We start from the raw sequence: 21,162 nt of genomic DNA, 5'->3' as shown, positions 1-21,162 counted from the left end.
CCCAGCCGGGCATTACGCCATACGCTCACCAAAGAACAGGGGCATTGATATGAAAAAATTCGTCAACAATGTTGATCATATGCTGATTGAAAGCCTGACTGGCTTTGCCACTGCGCATAGCGATCTGGTCGAAGTGCAATTCGACCCCACTTTCGTCAGCCGCAAACACAAATCACATAACAAAGTTGCCATCATTTCTGGTGGCGGCGCTGGCCACGAACCACTACATGCAGGCTATGTGGGCAAAGGCATGCTAGATGCGGCCTGCCCCGGCCAGGTATTCACCTCCCCGACACCTGACCAGATGCTGGCAGCCGCAGAAGCTGTGCATGCCGACAAAGGCGTGCTGTTTATAGTGAAAAACTATGCCGGTGATGTGATGAATTTTGAAATGGCGACTGAAATGCTGCCGTTTGAACATGCAACGGTGCTCACTTCAGATGATTGCGCCGTCGTCAACAGCACGTATACCACTGGCCGCCGCGGTGTGGCAGGCACAGTGATTATCGAAAAATGTGTCGGCAGCCTGGCAGAAACCGGCGCTGACCTCGCCAGTTGCAAGGCGCTGGGCGATAAAATCAACCTGCATACCTCCAGCATAGGCGCAGCGCTCACCAGTTGTACTGTGCCTGCCGCCGGTCGACCAACATTCAACATCAGCGACAGCGAAATCGAAATGGGTGTCGGCATCCATGGCGAACCCGGCCGTCGCCGCGAAGCCATGCGTGCAGCGGATGCCATTGTCGCCAACATGGTAATGCCATCGTGCACGACTTCGAAGCCAAACAATTACCGACCCAAGGCGAGATTTTACTGCTGGTCAATGGCCTCGGCGCCACGCCACTCATGGAGTTATACCTGATTTACAACACGGCGGCTAAATTGCTCACAGAGAAAGGATTCAGCATTGCCCGCAGCCTGGTCGGTAACTACATTACCGCCATCGACATGGCAGGCGCTTCACTCACTGTTTGCCTGCTGGATAACGAGATCAAACAACACTGGGATAGCCCGGTACACACGGCCGGTTTACGCTGGGGCTGCTAAAAGCATCTACCCTCTCTCTCCGAACCGGCCTGCCAGGGCCGGTCTGCCAAACTCGGCCTACCGCAAGTGCAGTATTTTCATTTTCGGGCCGTCACTGTCAACCATCCACGCTTATGCCCGTTTTCAACAAAATCAGCATAATTGCAGTAATCTGCAACACGCGACGTCATTAGGGCTATTTAGTCATTGCGTCTCCGTGAACGCAGGAGTATGTTGATTCTCAGGGCTGCGAAACAATCCTTGCCACAGGCGGATTGATATAAAACAAAACAACATAAATATAAGATTTGAGCGTGTATGTCTGCAACAACCATCTGCTATTCCTCCTGAATTCACATTCAGCACGATTTCCACTGTCTCCAGAAATATAGCTTTCCCGGAATGATTATGCGTTTCCCGAACTACAAACAATCGTTAACCATGGATGTGATGTTGCAGATGGCCGTCAGGGTCAGCATCGTCATTATTGTCGTCAGCGCACTCACCTACTGGCATATTTATAAAACACTGGTCAGCTCAACCATAGACGGCCTGGAGCATTACATTCAGGAGCGCGGGCAACGCGAGAGCGGGATTTTCCAGCTGGCGGAGTCGAATCACCAGATTTTCAGGGCGACTTACCTGGCGCACTGGCAGCAGGATTTTTTCTATAACGATGCGTTCTTTTGGCACGTATTTGAGAGAAGGCCAGACCAGACCATACACTTGCAGAAAAAAGCCTATGATGGTTATTTCAACCATTCCGGCCTGATCAGCAAAGATGTCACCGCCTATATTGGCGCCAACGCCCCGATTGAAAACAATGCCTTTAGAAAGAAACTGCTGCTAGCCTACACCATGGTCGATCACTTTGGCGTGGCCTGGACACGGCAGTTTGCCAACCTCTATGTTTCCATGCCGGAGAACGTCAACATTGTGTATTGGCCAGGCGTGAGATGGGCGGATAACACCACCAGCAAATTGAATGTGCTGAGTGAAGAATGGGTCTATATCACCACGCGGCAAAACAACCCTGAGCGCAAAAGCGTATGGACCGGGCTTTACTACGACCCGACTGCGCTGGAGTGGATGGTGTCACTGGAAACGCCAATTGATATTACGCCGACCAGCACACTGAATGTTGGCCATGACATTTTGCTGAATGCATTGTTCGACCGGGTATTTAACGACCATTTGTCAGGCACTTATAATTTTATCTTCAGGGAAGACGGCCGCCTGATTGCGCATCCGGCCAAAACCAAAGAAATGAACCGTACGCGCGGCATGTTGATGATTTCACAGCTGAAAGACACACAACTGCATCACTACTTTCAAACGCTGCAATCCAATATCAAGAACAAACAAAAGGATTACTTTATTGTCGAGTCGGATGACGAATTTCTCGCCGTGACAAAAATCAATGGCCCGGGCTGGTGGTTTGTCACCGTATATCCAAAATCCCTGCTCTCCTCCCCTTCACTCAAGGCAGCCAGATTCATCCTGATTGTCAGCCTGTTTGCACTGGTAATTGAACTCATCATGCTGTATCTAGTGATGATGAAGAAAGTGGTTGGTCCACTGGAAACCTTTATGGACGCGTCTAGCGCCATTGAAGGGCAACGTTACGAAAAAATCACCAGCAATGTGCTGCCTTTGCCTGACCATCTGGATAATGAAATTGGCAAACTGGCCAAATTGTTTAAAAGCATGTCTGGCAGTTTGCAGCACTTCCGCAGCGACATGCAGCGCCTGACCCACTCCTTAGAGGATCAGGTCAAGGTGAGGACACGTGAGTTACAACGGGCAAAAGACAAAGCCGAAAAAGAAGCCACCATCGATAGCCTGACGCAAATCCCCAACCGCCACTCCTTTTACAATCGGGCAAAAGCGATGGTGCAACAGGCAGATCATGCTGGCGAGCCGCTGTGTTTCCTGATGCTGGATATCGATTTCTTCAAAATCATCAATGATACGTACGGCCACCCACAAGGCGATCAGGTGCTGGTCGCTTGCGCGCGCACCATAGAAAACACCATCCGTGAAAAAGACCTGCTGGGCAGATTGGGCGGCGAAGAGTTCGCCGTGGTATTACCCAACACCAGCCTGGAAGAAGCGCGCGTGATTGCCGAGCGCATACGTGTCAGGATTGCCGAATTGTCGTTTTATACCACACAACGTACGCAAAGCTTCCACACCACAATCAGCATTGGTATTTCGTGTGCAGCAGAGACGATTTATGCCTACGAATTGCTGTATAAACATGCCGACCTGGCGCTTTATGAAGCCAAGCAGTCCGGCCGCAACCTGGTGATTACTTATAGCGGAAACGCAACAACACAAGAGGATGTGGCAGACAGTTAGCGCACCAGCCAACGCAACGTTCAATCGTCAGCGAACAGCGCCTGCCACAATTGCACCACAGCCGCCCGCTCTGGCTGCAACTGGTCAACGGCCACCGCGGCATCCAAGCCTTGCAATTTGGCATGGTGTATCAAGGTGCGATATTCACGATAAGCATCAGCGACTTTTTCAGCCAGCGCGCTTGATTCAATCAAGCCCAGCTTGGCACAGCGCTGCAATAAGGCAATATTGCCAATATTGTCAGTCAGCTCAGGATAATGCACTGCCTGTGCCAGCACCAGATATTGCACCATAAACTCAACATCAATAATACCGCCGGCCCCTTGCTTGACGTCAAAGCGATCAGCTTTGGGTTTATGCGCCTCGCGCATTTTTTCGCGCATGTGTGCAATCTCTTGTTTGAGCGCAGCAGTGTCGCGCGGCTGGCACATAATCTGACGGCGAACCTGCTCAAAGGTTTCACCAATCGCCGTTTCACCTGCCACAAAACGTGCGCGGGTAATGGCCTGATGCTCCCACACCCAGGCTTTATGTTGCTGGTATTCAGCAAAGGCCTGCACCGTACTCACCAGCAAGCCGCTATTGCCATCTGGCCGTAATTGCAAATCAGTTTCATATAACAGGCCGGCATTGGTCAAGGTGTTAAACCAGGTGTTCAGGCGCTGGGCAAAGCGTGCATAAATTTCCTGCGCCCTGTCGGCCTCATCTTCAAACAGGAAAATAATATCCAGGTCAGACAAATAACCCAACTCTTTGCCGCCCAGCTTGCCGTAGCCAATCACCGCAAACTTCGGTATTTCAAGATGCTTAAACGGCAGATTTTGCCAAACCGTCTGCACACTGACCTGCAGAATCACATCAGCCAGCGCGCTCAAATCGTCTGAAATCGCCTCCAACGGCAAGGCAGTCATCAAATCCTGGGCGGCAATTTTAAGCACATTGGCATGCTTGAAATGCCGCATGGCATCCATTTGTGCTTCTACATCCCCTGCCAATTGCTGCATATGCCGTGTCAGTTCAATTTTCAACTGCGCGGCATCCAGCCGCTTAAACAGTGTTTGCTTATTCAGCAACTCGTCCAGCAAAATCGGGTGGGCGGAGACATACTGCGCAATCCACGGGCTGGCGGCGCAGAGTTTAACAATCAAAGCCAGCGCATCCGGAAACTCGGCCAGCAAGGCCAAATAGCTGGCGCGGCGGCAGATGCTCTCCAGCAAATCCAGCGTCCGTATCAAGGCGGTATCTGGTGTGGTGCTTTGCTGCAGACTGGCCTCACGCAACAGCAAGGGCATGAGTTGATCCAGACGGCGGCGGCTCTGCTCCGGCAACTGCTGGATCCGTTGGCTATTACGCGTTTGTTGCAGCAAATGCACAATATCATCGGCCCGGGTGTAACCGTGCTGGACCAGCCATTGCCCGGCTTCGTTGCCGCTCACGGTGCCTTGCCACAGTGCGGTTTCCTGCTGCAAGTCATTGCTTTGCTCGTCTTTAAACGTATCGTCAAAAAAACGCTGTACGCGGTCGCGGTGAATATTCAGCTCAGTGATGAAACTGGCCCAATCCGGCTGCTTGAGCATGTGTAATAAATAGCCGCGATAGGTGTCCGAATCTGGTAAGTCCTGTGTTTGCTGATCATCGATATACATCAGCCGATGTTCCAGGTTGCGCAGGTAAATATAACTTTCCTTTAACGCAGAGACGTCGTCAGCAGGCAGCATGCCACGCGTTGCCAGGCAATCGAGCACCGCCAATGTCGGCTTGATTTGCAAATCCGGGACTTGCCCGCCACGGATCAATTGGAATACTTGCGCAATAAACTCCACCTCGCGGATACCGCCACGTCCCAGCTTAATATTGTCCGACAAACGGCGCTGCACCACATCACGCTGAATCTGCACTTTCAGATCACGCATGGAGGCATAGGCGTTGAAATCCAGGTATTTACGAAACACAAACGGCTTCATCACCTTGGTCAGCGCTGCGTCAGGCCCGCACACGGCACGGCCTTTAATCCAGGCATAACGTTCCCACTCGCGGCCATAATTCTGGTAATAATCTTCCAGCGCATCCAGATTGCACACCAGCGCGCCCTCTGAGCCAAATGGCCGCAAACGCATATCGACGCGAAACACAAAACCATCTGCCGTGACATCATCCAGCGCAGCAATGACCTTTTTGCCTAATCTGGTAAAAAAGTCCTGGTTGCTGACCGACTTTGCACCATCCGTATCACCTTCCTGCTCGTAGGCAAAAATCAGGTCTATGTCAGACGACACATTCAGTTCGCGACCACCCAGCTTGCCCATGCCGACCACAATCATGCGTTGTGCCTGCCCCTGGGCATCGCGCGGGTTGCCATAGGTTTCTGCCAAACGGGCGTGATAAAAATCCACCGCGGCAGTAATGGCTGATTCAGCCAGGGCACTGGTGATTTCTGCCACTTCGGCAAAGTCTGCCAGGCCATTCAGGTCACGCACGATCATATGCGCCATTAAGCGCTGCCGATTCAGTCTGATTTGTTGCAAAAAAACAGATTCTTCAATATCTTTTTCATATAAAAACAAAGTGTTAACATCTTCAGTCTTATATGTCTTATATAAGTTATCTAACAAATCAGTTATAAAATCTGTATGTTTCGTAACGAATCTGGCAAAAAATGGGCTGCAGGCTGCTGCATGTAGCAAATAGGCGGCCTCTGTAGACGCGACCTGCTTTTCTGTTAGAATTTGGGCAAGCTGTTGCATGAGTTTTTGCTCTTGTAATGAGTTGTGTGCTCGGAGAGTTTGTCAATCAGAACCAGAATAATAATACCTGAGGTTCGCTCACACTTTCATTTTTTGACATTGATTTTTGGGGGTCGCTATGTCTATCGAATCAGTACTTCATGAACACCGCGTATTTGCGCCAGGCAAGGCGTTTGCCAGCCAGGCAGCGGTGGGCAGCATGGAGGAATACCAGCGCCTGCATGCAGAAGCATTGCAGGATTACGAAGGATTTTGGGCCAAACTGGCACGCGAGTTATTGATTTGGCACAAGCCATTCAACAAAACGCTGAACCAGGACAATGCGCCATTTTATAAATGGTTTGAAGATGGCGAGCTGAACGTCTCCGCCAACTGCCTGGACAAGCACCTGCAAACCATCCCGAATAAAACCGCCATTATTTTTGAAGCAGATAACGGCGATGTAAAAAATATCACTTATAAAGAGTTGTATCACCAGGTTTGCCAGTTCGCCAACGGCTTGAAGTCGCTCAATCTGGTCAAAGGTGACCGCGTCATTATCTATCTGCCGATGGGCATTGAAGCCATCGTCGCCATGCAGGCCTGTGCACGTCTGGGTATTATCCACTCCGTCGTGTTTGGCGGCTTTTCGGCCAAGAGCCTGAACGAACGTATTATCGATGCCGGCGCAGTCGCCGTCATCACCTCTGACGGCCAATACCGTGGCGGCAAAACCTTGCCACTGAAACAAGCGGTAGATGAAGGCATTGCCATGGGTGGCTGTGACAGCATCCGCCATATGGTGGTATTCAAGAAAACCGGCCAGGACGTGGCCTGGGATAATAAATGTACCTGGTGGCACGACCTGATTGCCGACAAGGCCGACACCTGTGAACCCGTAATGGTCGATGCCGAACATCCCTTATTCCTGCTCTATACCTCAGGCTCTACTGGCAAACCCAAAGGCGTACAACATAGTTCAGCAGGTTATTTGCTGCATGCCATGAACACCATGCGCTGGACATTTGATATCAAGCCGGATGATATTTACTGGTGTACGGCCGATGTGGGCTGGATTACCGGCCACAGTTATGTGACCTACGGCCCACTGGCCATGGGCGCAACACAAATTGTGTTTGAAGGTATTCCGACTTTCCCTAACGCTGGCCGTTTCTGGGAAATGATCCAGCGCCACAAAGTCAGCGTGTTTTACACCGCGCCGACAGCGATCCGTTCATTGATTAAAGCCGGTGAAACTGACTTCACTACCCACCCCAACCATTTCGACTTATCCAGCCTGCGCCTGCTGGGCACCGTGGGTGAACCGATCAACCCGGAAGCCTGGATGTGGTACTACGAAAAGGTCGGCGGCAACCGTTGCCCGATTGTCGACACTTTCTGGCAAACCGAAACTGGCGGCCATGTGATTACACCATTACCTGGCGCCACACCACTGGTGCCAGGTTCCTGTACCCTGCCCTTCCCCGGCATTGATATTGATGTCGTGGATGAAACCGGCAAAGACATTCCCTGGGGCAGCGGCGGCCTGTTGGTGATTAAAAAACCCTGGCCATCCATGATACGCACCATTTATAACGACCCTGAGCGTTATAAAACCAGCTACTTTCCGGCTGAGCTGGGTGGCAATCTTTACCTGGCGGGCGATGGCGCGGTACGTGATGTCAACACCGGCAACTTCACCATCATGGGCCGCATTGACGATGTGTTGAACGTGTCTGGTCATCGATTAGGCACCATGGAAATTGAATCAGCCTTGGTCGCCAATCATTTAGTGGCTGAATCTGCCGTGGTGGGTAAACCGCACCCGATCAAAGGTGAGTCTGTAGTGGCCTATGTCGTGCTCAAAGGCAAGCGCCCGGAAGGTGAAGAAGCCAAAAAAATCGTCGCTGAACTGCGCGAATGGGTAGGTAAGGAAATTGGCCCGATTGCCAAACCCGACGAAATCCGCTTTGGCGATAACCTGCCCAAAACCCGCTCGGGCAAAATCATGCGCCGCTTGCTGCGTAGCCTGGCTAAAGGCGAGGAAATCACTTCCGACATTTCCACCTTGGACAATCCCGCCATTCTGGAACAATTGAAACAGCCAATCAATTAAGACTGGACTGAATGTGGAAGGCCTGATTATCCTGATTGTGTTCGCGGCAGTAGCCATCTTCCTGATGCGAAAATAATCCGGCCAGGTGCATGATGCGGCCCAATGTAAAATCTGGGTTAAAATAGCGCTTTTTCCCAAAGCGCTATTTTTTCATGTCCAGTTTGCAGCAAGAAGTTGAACGCCGCCGTACCTTTGCCATCATTTCGCACCCGGATGCGGGTAAAACCACGCTCACCGAAAAACTGCTGTGGTTTGGTGGTGCGATTCAGGTCGCCGGTGAAGTGCGTGGCCGTAAAGCGGCGCGTCATGCCACCTCAGACTGGATGGAACTGGAAAAGCAACGCGGCATTTCCGTCACCTCCTCTGTGATGCAGTTTCCGTATCGCGAACATATGGTCAACCTGCTGGACACACCAGGCCACGATGACTTCTCGGAGGACACCTATCGTACCCTGACCGCCGTAGACTCGGCGGTGATGGTGATCGACTCTGTAAACGGCGTCGAAGCGCAAACCATTAAATTGCTTAATGTCTGCCGCATGCGCGACACGCCAATTATTACTTTCATCAACAAGCTGGACCGCGAAAGCCGCGCGCCTATTGAGTTGCTGGATGAAATCGAAACGACATTGGGCATGGAATGCGCGCCCATGACCTGGCCGATCGGCATGGGTAAAACCTTCCGTGGCGTGTATAGCCTGGTCAATGACTCCATTTTATTCTTTGATCCGCGCGCTGAAAAAGGCACTTCAGAGACCATTCAAGGTCTGGATAATCCAAGACTGGATGAATTGATTGGCTACCAGGCGCAAGAGCTGCGCGTAGATATTGAGCTGGTACGTGGCGCTTCTAACGAATTTAATAAAGAACGTTATTTAAGCGGTAAACAAACGCCGGTATTTTTTGGCTCAGCCGTGAATAACTTCGGCGTGCAATCGCTGCTGGATGCGGTAGTCGACTTATCACCTCCACCACAAGCCCGCAAAACAGCCACCCGTGCTGTGGCGGCTAACGAAGAAAAATTCGCTGGCTTTGTGTTTAAAATCCAGGCCAATATGGATCCCAAACACCGTGACCGAATTGCATTCTTACGTGTGTGCTCGGGCCGTTTCGAGCGTGGCATGAAGATCAAGCAGGTCGCCTCCGGCAAGATGCTCAACGTCAATAACGCCATTACCTTTATGGCGCAAGACCGTACCATTATGGATGAAGCCTACTCCGGCGACATTATCGGCATCCCCAACCACGGGACGATTAAATTGGGCGATACGTTTACTGAAAACGAAGCACTCAAATTCATTGGTATCCCGTCGTTTGCGCCAGAGTTTTTCCGTCGCGCGCGCATTAAAAACCCGATGAAGATGAAGCAGCTGCAAATCGGCCTCAAACAGTTATCCGAAGAAGGCGCGGCGCAGCTATTCCGCCCCTTATTGTCGAACGACCTCATTTTGGGCGCAGTGGGTATGTTGCAGTTTGACGTGGTGGCACACCGCCTGGAACATGAGTATGGCGTCGACATGGTGTTTGAGCCCTACGACTGTTACACCGCACGCTGGCTCAAAGGCTCTGATGCCGACCTGAAAGCGATTGCGGATAAATACGGCTTTAACGTCGGCCTCGATAGTGCCGATGATTACGTTTACCTGGCCCCTAACCGCGTTAACCTGCAAATGGCACAAGAACGTTATCCTGATATCCAGTTTATGGAAACACGGGAAATCGCCTAAGCGCGGGCAATTAAGCTATCAGGTAGTCAGACCATGTCCACTTTAGTGCCGTCCGGCGTGCTCAAGGCATTGTCTCTCAAGCAACCATTTGCATGGCTGATTGCCAACGGCTATTTACTGGTGGACGACCGCAGCTGGGGCACGCAATATCGTGGTCCCATCCTCATTCATGCAAGTAAAGGCCTGTATGAGGAATATTATCAGTATATTAAATGCCACACTGACGTTCCCATCCCAGACCGAGACAAACTGGAATATGGCGGCGTCGTTGGCATTGCCAAACTGGTTTTGTGCAGCAAGCCTGGTGAGTTACCTGCTGGCATTAGTCGCGAACAGCGCGCGCATTTTGGCGGCGTACATCAGGAATATTATGGTTTTCTATTTGAGCAGGCCACGCCATTACCGTTGATGCCCTGCGCTGGGAAGCTGGGTATTTTTGAGCTTGATATCGATAAGCTGTTGGCAGCACCGCCGGCGGCCCAGTCCGAATTATTTTAATCTGTGACCAGAGCGATCACTCAGGCAACAACCTAGTGATAAATAGCGTGTTTTTTGAGAGTTGGAGTCATATGCAAAATCCTTGCCCATGCTATAGCGGCCAGCCTTATTCCGCTTGTTGCCAGCCTTTACATGAAGGGCAAGCAGCGCCGGATGCAGAGCGATTAATGCGTTCGCGCTACACTGCTTATGTGATGAAACTGCCAGACTATATTTTAGCGACCTGGCACCCTGACAGCAGGCCAGAAACATTGACCTTGGATGACCTGAATGGCATTAAATGGATGAAGTTACAGGTGAAAACACATCACCAGTCAGATGCCACACATGCCGAAGTTGAATTTAGCGCAACGTATCAGAGTGGGAACCAGAAAAAAACGCAACTTACCGAGCATAGCCGGTTTGTAAAAGAGAATGATCGCTGGTTATATATCGGCGAGAACCAGAAGCCGCCTGTAGATTAACCTCGTCATCCAGTCCATAAAGGACAATCAGACTGGCAAATGAAGTCGAAATCGGGAGAGTGCTCGATTCACTGAGCCAATCCAGGATGGCAAGATGAAGCGCATGCGGATAGATGCGCTGATCGCCATCCTGATCCAGCGCTAGCAAAAGTTGCTTGATCTCATATTGACTAAGGCCGACTAATGCTCGCTCCAGCGTATTCTGATCCAGATAACCATATTGATGCTTATCCAAGCGTAAAAAGATATTCTGGGTAAACTGTGCGCTCACCTTGCAAATAATACTCGCCATAAATTTCGCTCTCCTGCACTCATCATGTGATGTCAGGTTTATTCTAGGCGTATCAATATCTCAACGGTGTATCGCTGTGTAACGCTTTGTATCACAACAAGTAATAAAAAACCCGCCTGCCGATCAACAAACAGACGGGTTTAATATTCACACAAAAATTACATGCCCTGCTTCAGGCTCTCCATAATAAATGGATCCAGATCACCATCCAGCACCCCTTGCGTATTGCCAATCTCAACATTGGTACGCAAATCCTTAATACGGCCCTGGTCCAATACGTAGCTGCGGATCTGGTGCCCCCAGCCAATATCGGTTTTGGCATCTTCCAGCGCCTGCTTCTCTTCGTTACGTTTGTTCAGTTCCAGGTTATACAACGCGCCTTTCAACATATTCATCGCTTCCTCGCGGTTGCGATGTTGCGAGCGGTCATTCTGGCATTGCACCACTACGTTGGTCGGCAAGTGGGTAATCCGCACCGCAGAATCGGTTTTATTAATATGTTGACCACCGGCACCACTGGCGCGGTAGGTATCAATGCGTAAATCGGCCGGGTTGATTTCAATTTCAATCGAATCATCGACTTCAGGGAAAATCTGCACACTGGCAAAACTGGTATGGCGTTTGGAGTTGGCATCGAACGGTGACTTGCGTACCAGCCTATGCACACCACTTTCAGTGCGTAGCGTGCCAAATGCATAATCGCCACTGACTTTGATAGAAGCGCCTTTAATCCCGGCGATATCACCTTCAGATTCTTCCAGGACCTCTACCGTAAAGCCCTTGCGCTCGACATAACGCAGATACATGCGCAGCAACATGCCCGCCCAGTCTTGCGCCTCAGTGCCACCACTGCCAGACTGAAACTCAATAAAGCAATTATTAGCGTCCATGGGCTGCGAGAACATGCGTTTAAACTCCATCTCGGCGATGGTTTTTTCGACTTTTTTTACGTCATCACTGACGCTGAGCAGCGTATCGTCATCGCTTTCTTCGCGTGCCATGTCGAACAGCTCCTGGCTATCCGTCAGCGATTGTGCGACGGCATCCAGCGTGGTAACCACGGTTTCCAGCATGCGTTTTTCCTTGCCGAGCTTTTGCGCTTTTTCAGCATCGTCCCAGACTTTGGGATCCTCCAGCAGGCCGTTCACTTCGGCTAAACGTTGCTCTTTGTTTTCGTAGTCAAAGATACCCCCGAAGGGCATGGTGACGTTGGGTCAAATCGCTCAACGCATTGGCGATGGCATTTAGTTGTTCTGCTTCCATGTGATTGATTTTAAATTGTGTAAAAACCACTATTATACCGCAGCTAAAACGCTGATTCAGCGCCAAAACATGCCTTGTATTCCATTTCAGATACAGATTTTTGTCACAAACATTGTCACAAAATAGTAAAATCCCTGTCACAAAACTTTGAAACCACCAGGGAGTACCCAATGGCGAATGCCACTTTTGGCCGCATCATGGCTGCAATCAGCCCCAGAAACGATAACTATTTTGTACTGTTTAACCGTCTGGCCGATTGTGCGGTGCGTGGTTCCAAAGTGCTGGCCCTGATGGCTGCGGAAGTCGATCAGGCAAGTTTCCAGAAACATTTCTCTGATATTCGCGATATTGAATCCGAGGCAGATGAGTACACCAAGGAAATCCTGCTGTCCTTGCATAAAACCTTTATCACCCCGTTTGACCGCCGCGAAATTCGTGAGCTGGCCATGGCGCTGGATGACATCATCGACTATATGGAAGCCATTCCGCAAAGCGTGGAAATTTACGGCCATAGCAAATTCACCCCAGAGATGGTCGCCCTGGCGCAAATCCTGTTGCGCGCCGCTGAAAAAGTCCAGGATGCTGTACACATGTTGTCTGACATGAAAAATGCCGAGCGCATTTTGCGTACCTGTGAAGAGATCAGCAAGATTGAAGGCGAAGCCGACCATATCATGCGCTCCGGCATGCACAGGCTGTTTGAAGAAGACCATGACGCACGCACCTTAATCCGCTCAAAACAATTATATGACCTGTTTGAAGAAGCCGTAGACAGCTGTGAAGACGTGGCTGACGTCATCCATGGCGTTGTGCTTGAACGCATCTAACACCGTCACCAGGAACTCAACATGGATCATGTGATTTTAGTCATGGCGGTGCTAGTCTTCGTCGCCCTGATTTTTGACTTTATGAACGGTTTTCACGATGCGGCCAACTCGATTGCGCTCATGGTGTCCACCCGTTTATTGACTCCGCAGGCGGCAGTGATCTGGGCCGCTTTTTTCAACTTTGTCGCGTTTATGTTTTTTGGCCTGCACGTGGCCGATACGGTGGGCAAAGGCATTATTGACCCGAACATCGTCAATAACACCGTCATTTTTGGTGCGCTGTTTGGCGCCATTGCCTGGAATGTGATCACCTGGTGGTTTGGCATTCCCTCTTCTTCATCTCACGCACTGATTGGCGGCCTGATTGGCGCAGGCATGGCACACTCTGGGACCAAAGGCGTGATTATCGGCAGCAAGCTGATCAGCACCGGCATTGCCATTATCCTGTCGCCACTGTTCGGCATGATACTCGCGCTACTGTTATCGATTGGCATTATGTGGGTGTTTCAAAAGTCGTCACCTTACAAAATCGAAAGCCGGTTTAACAAACTGCAATTTATTTCATCTTCATTGTTCAGCCTGGGCCACGGCGCTAATGACGCGCAGAAAACCATGGGCATCATCACCGTATTACTGTTTGCCAATGGCTATTTGCACGGTGACTTTCACGTCCCGTTCTGGGTCGTTATTGCCTGTCAGCTGGCGATGGGCCTGGGAACGCTGTTTGGTGGCTGGCGCATTGTGCGTACGATGGGCATGGGCATCACCAAGATCCGCCCGACCGGTGGCTTCGCTGCCCAAACTTCAGGCTCGATTGCCTTATTCCTGGCGACAAGTTTAGGCATTCCGGTCTCTACCACCCATACCATTACCGGTGCGATCGTCGGCGTCGGCTTATCACGGCGCATGACGGCTGTACGCTGGGGCCTGGCGTCACGCATTGTCTGGGCGTGGGTGCTCACGATCCCCTGTGCCGCGATCATGGCGGCGATTGCCTATCATATTGGTGAAAGCTTGCTGTAAGGAAAATCAGTGATAAAAAGGGGCGCAGACTGCGCCTTTTTTATTTTTTGTCACATTTCTGTCATATTAAGTTTTTATGATTTCGTGCATCACAACAGACAACACCAAACACAGGAGTGTATAGATGAAAACCCGTTTGTTCCGCAATACTTTAATGGCCGGTCTGATCGTTCAGGCATTTAGCTTCACGCACTCAGCAACGGCTGCGGACAAAATCATCAAGATTGATGGTTCCAGTACGGTTTACCCGATTACCGAAGCCGTCGCTGAAGAATTCCAACGCGCCAAAGGCGTGAAGGTCACTGTCGGCGAATCTGGCACTGGCGGCGGCTTTAAGAAGTTCTGCCGTGGCGAAACTGATATTTCAGATGCGTCCCGCCCTATTTCACAAAAAGAAATTGATGCGTGTAAAGAAGGTGGCGTACAGTTTATTGAACTGCCTATCGCTTACGATGCATTGACCGTGGTCGTGAACGGTAAAAACGACTGGGTGAAACAAATCACCGTCGCAGAACTGAAAAAAATCTGGGAGCCAGGCTCCAAAGTGAAAAGCTGGAAAGAAGTGAATGCTACTTACCCAGATAAAGCCATTAACCTGTATGGCCCAGGCACTGCCTCTGGTACCTTTGATTACTTTACAGAAGCAATCAATGGCAAAGCCAAAGCCAGCCGCACAGACTACACACCGTCTGAAGATGACAATGTATTGGTACAAGGCGTTGCTGGTAATGCAGGCGGCATGGCCTACTTCGGCCTGGCTTACTACCTGGAAAACACGGACAAGCTGAAAGCGGTACCTGTGGTGGCTAAAGAAGGTGGTAAACCAGTACTGCCATCCGAAGCAACTGTGATGGATGGTACATACCAGCCATTATCCCGCCCGCTGTTTATTTATGTGAACGCCACCTCAGCAGCCTTCAGACCAGAAGTGAAAGCCTTCGTTAACTACTACCTGGAAAACGCACCAGTACTGGTAAAGGAAGTGAAGTATGTACCGCTGCCTAAAGAAGATTACAGTGCAGTGAAAGAACACTTCAAGGCGATGAAACCAGGGACTGGCTTCAACGGCACCTCTGAAGTTGGCATCAAGATTACTGACTTGTTATCCCGCATCAAGTAATCATAAAAAAGGGGCTGCAACGCCCCTTTTTTAGTGATGACTCGGCCTGAACCGCGGATTATCCGCTAAAATTCTTCCCTGGCAGATCAATACTCTTGATCATTAGTAAAAGATCAACACACTATGGCGACCCAAGCAATGCAAGCTCCCGTGCAACTGACCATCAGCCCCAGACTGGCGAAAAATATCCGCCGCAATGTCAAAGAGCGGATTATTGAACTGATCCTGATGATGGCAGCCCTGGTCGCTGTCGCCACCACATTTGCGATTGTCGGCGTGTTGCTATACGAATCGCTGAGTTTTTTCAAAACCGTGTCCGTCATCGAGTTTTTTACCGATACGCAATGGACGCCCTTATTTGAAGATGCGCACTACGGCATTATGCCGCTGGTATCCGGCACCCTGACCACCTCGGCCATTGCACTGGCTGTTGCCGTACCGATTGGTACCATTTCAGCGATTTTCCTGTCTGAATTTGCTTCACACAAGACGCGCGAAATCATCAAGCCTATCCTGGAACTATTAGTCGGCGTGCCTACCGTCGTATTTGGCTATTTCGCGCTGTTTTTTGTGACCCCTTTACTGCAAAGCATCTACCCTGACCTGCCGAGCTTCAACATGCTGGGTGCCGGTATTGTGATGGGCATCATGATTATTCCGTACATTGCTTCCATGTCTGAAGATGCCATGCGCGCCGTGCCGATGAGCATGCGTGAAGGCTCTTATGCCATGGGTGCGACGCGCTTCCAGACGGCGATTAAAGTAGTCACCCCTGCAGCGATTTCCGGCATTGTGGCTGCTTATATCCTGGCCATCTCACGTGCAGTGGGCGAAACCATGGTAGTCGCGATTGCCGCTGGCCAGCAACCTAACCTGACCTTTAACCCGCTGGATAGTGCAGCGACCATTACCGCTTATATCGTACAGGTGGCCATGGGTGACTTGCCACATGGCAGTATCGGTTATCAAAGTATTTTTGCAGCAGGCCTGGTATTGATGGCAATGACTCTGTCATTCAACATTTTTGGCCACTGGGTACGCAAAAAATACCGCGAAAGCTACTAATAAACTGTCTCATTGCTGACATATAACCACCATACACTGCCAGTAGCCAGACTACTGGCCAATGCGGAAATAAAAAATCATGGAACATAAAGCTTCTGTCCTCGAAAATCTGGCCGACGTCCGCGCCATGATTAAACGCCACAAGCGCAATGACACACTGTTTGCCACCCTGGGCCTGATTTGCCTGATGCTGGGTTTAATGACACTGATGTTGCTGTTCTGGCAACTGATTGCCGATGGGCATCCAAAATTTAACCTGGATTTTTTGAGCGAATTCCCTTCGCGCCGTGCTGGCCGCGCCGGTCTACTTTCAGCTTGGGTTGGCTCGTTACTGGTGATGTCTGTCACGTTTCTGACCGCCGTACCCATTGGTGTCGCTGCTGGCTTATACCTGGAAGAATACGCACCAAAAAACTGGTTTACCGACCTGATTGAAATCAACGTATCTAACCTGGCAGGCGTACCTTCCATCATTTACGGCTTGCTGGCACTGGGCTTGTTTGTCTACATGCTGGACTTCGGCCAAAGCATTCTGACCGCCGGCCTGACCTTGGGCCTGCTCATTCTGCCGATTGTCATTGTCTCGACCCGTGAGGCCATCCGCGCTATTCCGGTGTCTATCCGCGAAGCCGCTTACGGCGTCGGTGCGACCAAATGGCAAGTCGTTTACGATCACGTATTCAAATACTCTTACGGCGGCATCCTGACCGGCATCATTATCGGCATGGCGCGCGCCCTGGGTGAAACTGCGCCGATTATTACCATTGGTGCACTGACGTTTATCGCCTTCTTGCCACCAAGCCCGATCACGACTGAACCCCCATTCCTTAATTTTGAATGGTTGTCTTCAGGCTTTACCGTGATGCCGATTCAAATGTTTAACTGGCTGTCGCGCCCTGACCATGCATTTCATGTCAATGCGGCTGCCACCGGTGCACTGATTATCGTTGTCACGCTGTTAATGAACGGTGCAGCTATCTGGTTGCGCTACAAAATTCGTAAAAATATTAAATGGTAATGCCACATAAGATTTAGGAAACTCCATGGCCACTGTCACAACTGCAATAAAAGCCGAAGCACGCGATTTAAACTTTTTTTATAGCAACGGCGCCCGCGCACTCAAAGGCATTTCCATGCCTTTGTATGAAAATAAAATCACGGCGCTGATTGGCCCATCCGGTTGCGGAAAATCTACCTTCCTGCGCTGTTTTAACCGTATGCACGATTTATATCCTGGCAATAAATACCAGGGCGAGATTGTGATGCACCCGGACAACACGAATGTGCTGGATTCAGGTGTAGACCCAATTGAAGTGCGCATGCGTATCAGCATGGTGTTCCAGAAGCCTAACCCGTTTCCGAAATCCATCTACGAAAACGTGGCTTACGGCCTGCGCGTGCGTGGTGAAAACAACAAGCGCATCATGGACGACAAAGTAGAAGAGGCGCTCAAAGGCGCGGCTTTATGGAACGAGGTCAAAGACCGTTTGCACGACCTGGCATTCAACCTGTCCGGCGGCCAGCAACAACGTTTGTGTATCGCCCGTGCATTGGCCACTGACCCGGAAATCATGCTGTTTGACGAACCCACTTCAGCACTGGACCCGATTGCGACCGCTAACATTGAAGAACTGATGGTAGAACTGCGCAGCAAGCTGACTATTTTGGTAGTGACGCACAATATGCAACAGGCGGCACGCGTGTCCGACTACACCGCGTATATGTACCTGGGTGAGTTGATCGAGTATGACGATACCGACAAAATCTTCACTAACCCTGGCCGTAAAGAAACCGAAGACTACATTACCGGCAAGTTTGGTTAATTTAAACGTTTGGTTAATTTAAAAGCTCGAATAAAAAAACGCCACACTATGTGGCGTTTTTTATTGCTATGCAGCCATACTTACTGACGGCGGATGCCTGCTTCCAGTACAAAAAACTGTGGGCTCAATGCGGCTAAAGGCGCTTTGAGCTTTTCCACTTCTGCCGCCGGTGCGTGCACCTCCAGGCGAATCAACTTGGCCAGTTTGAGCGCTTCCCCCAGTGGCTCAGCCACGTTGTCCAGATGCGCCAGAATGCCCTCTGCGCTGGCATAGCCTTCGCGGCAATGCGCAATATTGCCACTGAATGAAAATGCATAGTGCATACAGTCGGCTTCGTTACGGGTTTTGTCTAAAAACTGGGCGCCTAGCGCCTTAAATGCGGCCAGGTTCTCGGCAGGCACTTCAAAATAAGGAACCAGCGTGCAGCAGGTGTCTGGGGTAAACATGGTTGATTTCTCCTGATAGGTTACGCTTGCATCAATACAAGTCTGTCCATATCTTGGCTGGCAGGCGGTTGACCGTCAAGCCTCCCCGCACAAAATCAGGATTTTAATGAGACCGCTATGCTTAGGCAGCGGCAGACGCGGCCAATGGCATGTGCGTCAGCATCAGGCGCTCATAGCACTCAAGCAGTTTGTTCGCTTGTGCATCGCTGGACCATACTTGCTCCACATAACGTTTGCCTTGCTTACCAACGCGCTCACGCAATTGATGGTCTATGAGCAAGGTTTGTACTTGCTCGGCAAAGTGCAACTCATCATCTTTCGCAATCAAGGCACCCTGCTCCTGGCGTAAAATGGACGCGGTGCCCAATTCGGCAATCGCCACCACAGGAGTAGACTGCGCCATGGCTTCCAGCAATACCAAGCCTTGTGTTTCGCTCTTGGAAGCAAACACAAAAATATCTGCCGCCTGATAGGCTGCGTTCAGGCCAACGGCGCGATTCAGGTAACCGAGGAACATCACGTGCGACTGTAGCCCATTATCACGCGCCATTTTCTTCAACATGGCCTCGGCCGGGCCTTCACCGGTAATTACCAGCAACACCTCAGGGTGATCCTGAATCACCAGTGACAACATCTCAAGCAGAAACTGTATGTTCTTTTCATAAGCCACACGGCCAACAAACATCAATAAAGGTCGTTGTGCCGGAATGCCGTATTTTTCCCTGAACGCGGCACCATCACCGGGAATAAAACGCGAAGCATCCAAACCAGTCGGAATGACCATGATAGGCGTGGTGACACCGTATTGCTGTAAGACCTCCCGCATCTGCGCCGAAGGAGATACCACGGTATCGACCTGCTGGCATTGCTTGCGTGACACCGATTGTGCGATACGCACCGCCCATTGGCGTGGCACCCACGGCAAATAATGATGCATATAGTCTTCAAAAAAGGTATGGTAGGTTTCCACTACTGGCACTTGCAGTCTTTTGCCAATCTTGAGCCCGGCATAATGTGCAATAAAAGGCGTATGGATATGTACCAGATCATAATCGCCTGGATGCAGGCTGTTGATGTAAGTCACCAAGGCCGACCATTTCATTAAATAGTCTTCCGGATCGAACACGATTTTGCGGGCGTCTATGCGGGTAATCCAGGCCTCGTCTGCCGACAGTGGCTGGCCCGGCTGGACAGGATACTGCGGTGCAATCAGATGGACGACATGACCCTGCTCGCGCAAGCTCTCGGCAAAGGTACGGATGCTGGTAGACACCCCATTCACGCGCGGGAAGTACACATCTGAAATCATCAATATTTTCATGCAGGATTCCGAGTTAACAAATCTCACATAGCTTAACAAGAGCTCATGATGCTTTTATGACAAAAACTGCTTTCATATCAACGTCATACAGATTTCATCTAACTGTCATTTAGCAGGCGCAAAGTGCGCGCATGTCACTCCGCACCCTGACCATTATTTTGCTACTGTTACTGGCCCTGCCAAGTGAAGCACATGCCTGGGGCTTGTATTCGCATGTTGCCTATACACACCAGTGGCTGCAGGCCTTGCCGCTGTTGCCACTGCCCTGGCTGGGCGTCATGCGGCGCTACCCGACGCTGGTGATGGCTGGCGCCTGCCTGCCCGACCTGGCCGTGGTATCTCGCACGTTTAACCATAGCCATGGCTGGGGCATCGGCCAACAACTACTGCATACCAAAAACGATAGGCAACTGGCACTGGGCATCGGCTACAACCTGCACCTGCTGACAGACGTGGTTGCCCACCAGCACTTTGTACCGACCTTTGAGGCTAAATGGCAGCACCACAGCCTGCTTACGCATGCTGCTGCCGAGTGGGCCATGGATGCCTACCTGCATGTGCCAGACCTGCCTACCCCTGGCAAACTGTTGCGTATACACCGCAAGACCATTGTAGACACGCTGACACAATCATTGCAATGTGAAGCCGACACGGTGAATAAAGCAGTCTCCCGCCTGGCCAGTGCAGACCAGGCTTTGCGCCTGTCGCGCATTCCACAATACCTGCTGCACCGTTACTGCAGGCTGGATAACGAGTTTGAACACAAATTGGGTTACTACCGTGACCAGGTCACACTGGCGTTGCAGGACCTGCCGCAACTGCTTAACGGCCACTTTCCATCACTGCACGCCGAGCATATCAACCTGGGCATGGAGCAACTCGATGACTGGCGCCGTAAATGCCTGCAAGATGCCCGTCTGCGCCCTACGCGCGCCATTAGTGCCTTTGAGCACTATCAGCATCAATGGTCTAACCAGCCAGATTGTTAGCGAAATCGCCGCTGGACTTGAATCTATTGGCATTGGCGCCATCTAAAGACTAGCTCGCCTTCGACGCTCCTCTGGATT

Annotated in this window: 16 protein-coding genes and 2 pseudogenes; 13 read left to right on the top strand and 5 right to left on the bottom strand. The window is 50.8% G+C overall.

Annotated features, from left to right (window positions below):
• The first annotated feature begins 49 nt into the window (after positions 1-49).
• Positions 50-1,047, top strand: a pseudogene (gene dhaK / locus OH31_RS14365) (dihydroxyacetone kinase subunit DhaK).
• A gap of 387 nt (positions 1,048-1,434) precedes the next feature.
• On the top strand, positions 1,435-3,387 hold the full coding sequence (locus OH31_RS04560) for a GGDEF domain-containing protein (RefSeq protein WP_242402200.1): 1,953 nt from the start codon (positions 1,435-1,437) through the stop codon (positions 3,385-3,387).
• Positions 3,388-3,407: 20 nt separating this feature from the next.
• On the opposite strand, the pseudogene glnE reads toward OH31_RS04560, so the two are convergent.
• Positions 3,408-6,140 (bottom strand): annotated as a pseudogene (glnE, locus tag OH31_RS04555) (bifunctional [glutamate--ammonia ligase]-adenylyl-L-tyrosine phosphorylase/[glutamate--ammonia-ligase] adenylyltransferase); the annotation flags it as partial.
• A gap of 109 nt (positions 6,141-6,249) precedes the next feature.
• Here glnE and acs point away from each other — a divergent pair.
• From acs to OH31_RS04535, 4 genes are all read left to right on the top strand, one after another.
• The gene (gene acs, locus OH31_RS04550) at positions 6,250-8,226 is read left to right on the top strand and encodes an acetate--CoA ligase (RefSeq protein WP_024929799.1); all 1,977 of its coding nucleotides are present in this window, start codon (positions 6,250-6,252) and stop codon (positions 8,224-8,226) included.
• Positions 8,227-8,378: 152 nt separating this feature from the next.
• On the top strand, positions 8,379-9,953 hold the full coding sequence (locus OH31_RS04545) for a peptide chain release factor 3 (RefSeq protein WP_024929798.1): 1,575 nt from the start codon (positions 8,379-8,381) through the stop codon (positions 9,951-9,953).
• A 33-nt stretch (positions 9,954-9,986) separates the two neighbouring features.
• Positions 9,987-10,451, top strand: coding sequence for a hypothetical protein (locus tag OH31_RS04540; protein WP_024929797.1), 465 nt, complete (start codon positions 9,987-9,989; stop codon positions 10,449-10,451).
• A 71-nt stretch (positions 10,452-10,522) separates the two neighbouring features.
• Positions 10,523-10,915, top strand: coding sequence for a YchJ family protein (locus tag OH31_RS04535; protein ID WP_024929796.1), 393 nt, complete (start codon positions 10,523-10,525; stop codon positions 10,913-10,915).
• Here the strand turns inward: OH31_RS04535 and OH31_RS14985 are convergent.
• Together OH31_RS14985 and prfB are read right to left on the bottom strand one after the other, a co-directional pair.
• Entirely contained in the window at positions 10,836-11,207 is a 372-nt protein-coding gene (locus OH31_RS14985) for a hypothetical protein (protein ID WP_148296189.1), read from the bottom strand. The two genes, OH31_RS04535 and OH31_RS14985, sit on opposite strands and share 80 nt — an antisense overlap.
• Positions 11,208-11,365: 158 nt before the next feature.
• Positions 11,366-12,470, bottom strand: a protein-coding gene (prfB, locus tag OH31_RS14360) for a peptide chain release factor 2 (RefSeq protein ID WP_148296188.1) whose coding sequence is annotated in 2 segments (ribosomal slippage) — positions 11,366-12,388 and positions 12,390-12,470 — 1,104 coding nt in all. Because the reading frame shifts where the segments join, the coding sequence is not laid out codon by codon here.
• Between the two features lie 170 nt (positions 12,471-12,640).
• Between prfB and OH31_RS04520 the strand changes: the two genes are divergently transcribed.
• The 6 genes from OH31_RS04520 (at position 12,641) to pstB (ending at position 18,328) form a co-directional block, all read left to right on the top strand.
• On the top strand, positions 12,641-13,297 hold the full coding sequence (locus tag OH31_RS04520; protein ID WP_019881855.1) for a DUF47 domain-containing protein: 657 nt from the start codon (positions 12,641-12,643) through the stop codon (positions 13,295-13,297).
• Between the two features lie 21 nt (positions 13,298-13,318).
• Positions 13,319-14,320, top strand: coding sequence for an inorganic phosphate transporter (locus OH31_RS04515; RefSeq protein WP_019881854.1), 1,002 nt, complete (start codon positions 13,319-13,321; stop codon positions 14,318-14,320).
• A 124-nt stretch (positions 14,321-14,444) separates the two neighbouring features.
• Positions 14,445-15,440, top strand: coding sequence for a PstS family phosphate ABC transporter substrate-binding protein (locus tag OH31_RS04510; protein WP_024929795.1), 996 nt, complete (start codon positions 14,445-14,447; stop codon positions 15,438-15,440).
• Positions 15,441-15,578: 138 nt separating this feature from the next.
• The gene (pstC, locus tag OH31_RS04505) at positions 15,579-16,505 is read left to right on the top strand and encodes a phosphate ABC transporter permease subunit PstC (protein ID WP_019881852.1); all 927 of its coding nucleotides are present in this window, start codon (positions 15,579-15,581) and stop codon (positions 16,503-16,505) included.
• Between the two features lie 79 nt (positions 16,506-16,584).
• Entirely contained in the window at positions 16,585-17,523 is a 939-nt protein-coding gene (gene pstA, locus OH31_RS04500; protein ID WP_024929794.1) for a phosphate ABC transporter permease PstA, read from the top strand.
• Between the two features lie 25 nt (positions 17,524-17,548).
• Positions 17,549-18,328 carry a phosphate ABC transporter ATP-binding protein PstB gene (gene pstB / locus OH31_RS04495; RefSeq protein ID WP_019881850.1) on the top strand — a complete coding sequence of 260 codons (780 nt, stop codon included), beginning with the start codon at positions 17,549-17,551 and terminating at the stop codon, positions 18,326-18,328.
• An 80-nt stretch (positions 18,329-18,408) separates the two neighbouring features.
• Here the strand turns inward: pstB and OH31_RS04490 are convergent, their stop codons facing one another.
• Both OH31_RS04490 and OH31_RS04485 read right to left on the bottom strand, forming a co-directional pair.
• Positions 18,409-18,774 (bottom strand): putative quinol monooxygenase, encoded by a 366-nt coding sequence (locus tag OH31_RS04490; protein ID WP_024929793.1) that lies wholly within the window; start codon positions 18,772-18,774, stop codon positions 18,409-18,411.
• A gap of 121 nt (positions 18,775-18,895) precedes the next feature.
• On the bottom strand, positions 18,896-20,095 hold the full coding sequence (locus tag OH31_RS04485; protein WP_024929792.1) for a glycosyltransferase: 1,200 nt from the start codon (positions 20,093-20,095) through the stop codon (positions 18,896-18,898).
• Between the two features lie 131 nt (positions 20,096-20,226).
• Between OH31_RS04485 and OH31_RS04480 the strand changes: the two genes are divergently transcribed.
• Positions 20,227-21,084 (top strand): zinc dependent phospholipase C family protein, encoded by an 858-nt coding sequence (locus OH31_RS04480; RefSeq protein ID WP_024929791.1) that lies wholly within the window; start codon positions 20,227-20,229, stop codon positions 21,082-21,084.
• Positions 21,085-21,162 lie beyond the last annotated feature (78 nt).

This window comes from Methylophilus sp. OH31, assembly GCF_000576615.1.
In the GTDB taxonomy this organism is placed as follows: domain Bacteria; phylum Pseudomonadota; class Gammaproteobacteria; order Burkholderiales; family Methylophilaceae; genus Methylophilus.
The sequence above is the reverse complement of the archived record's forward strand: the minus strand, read 5'-3'. Positions and strand labels throughout refer to the sequence as shown.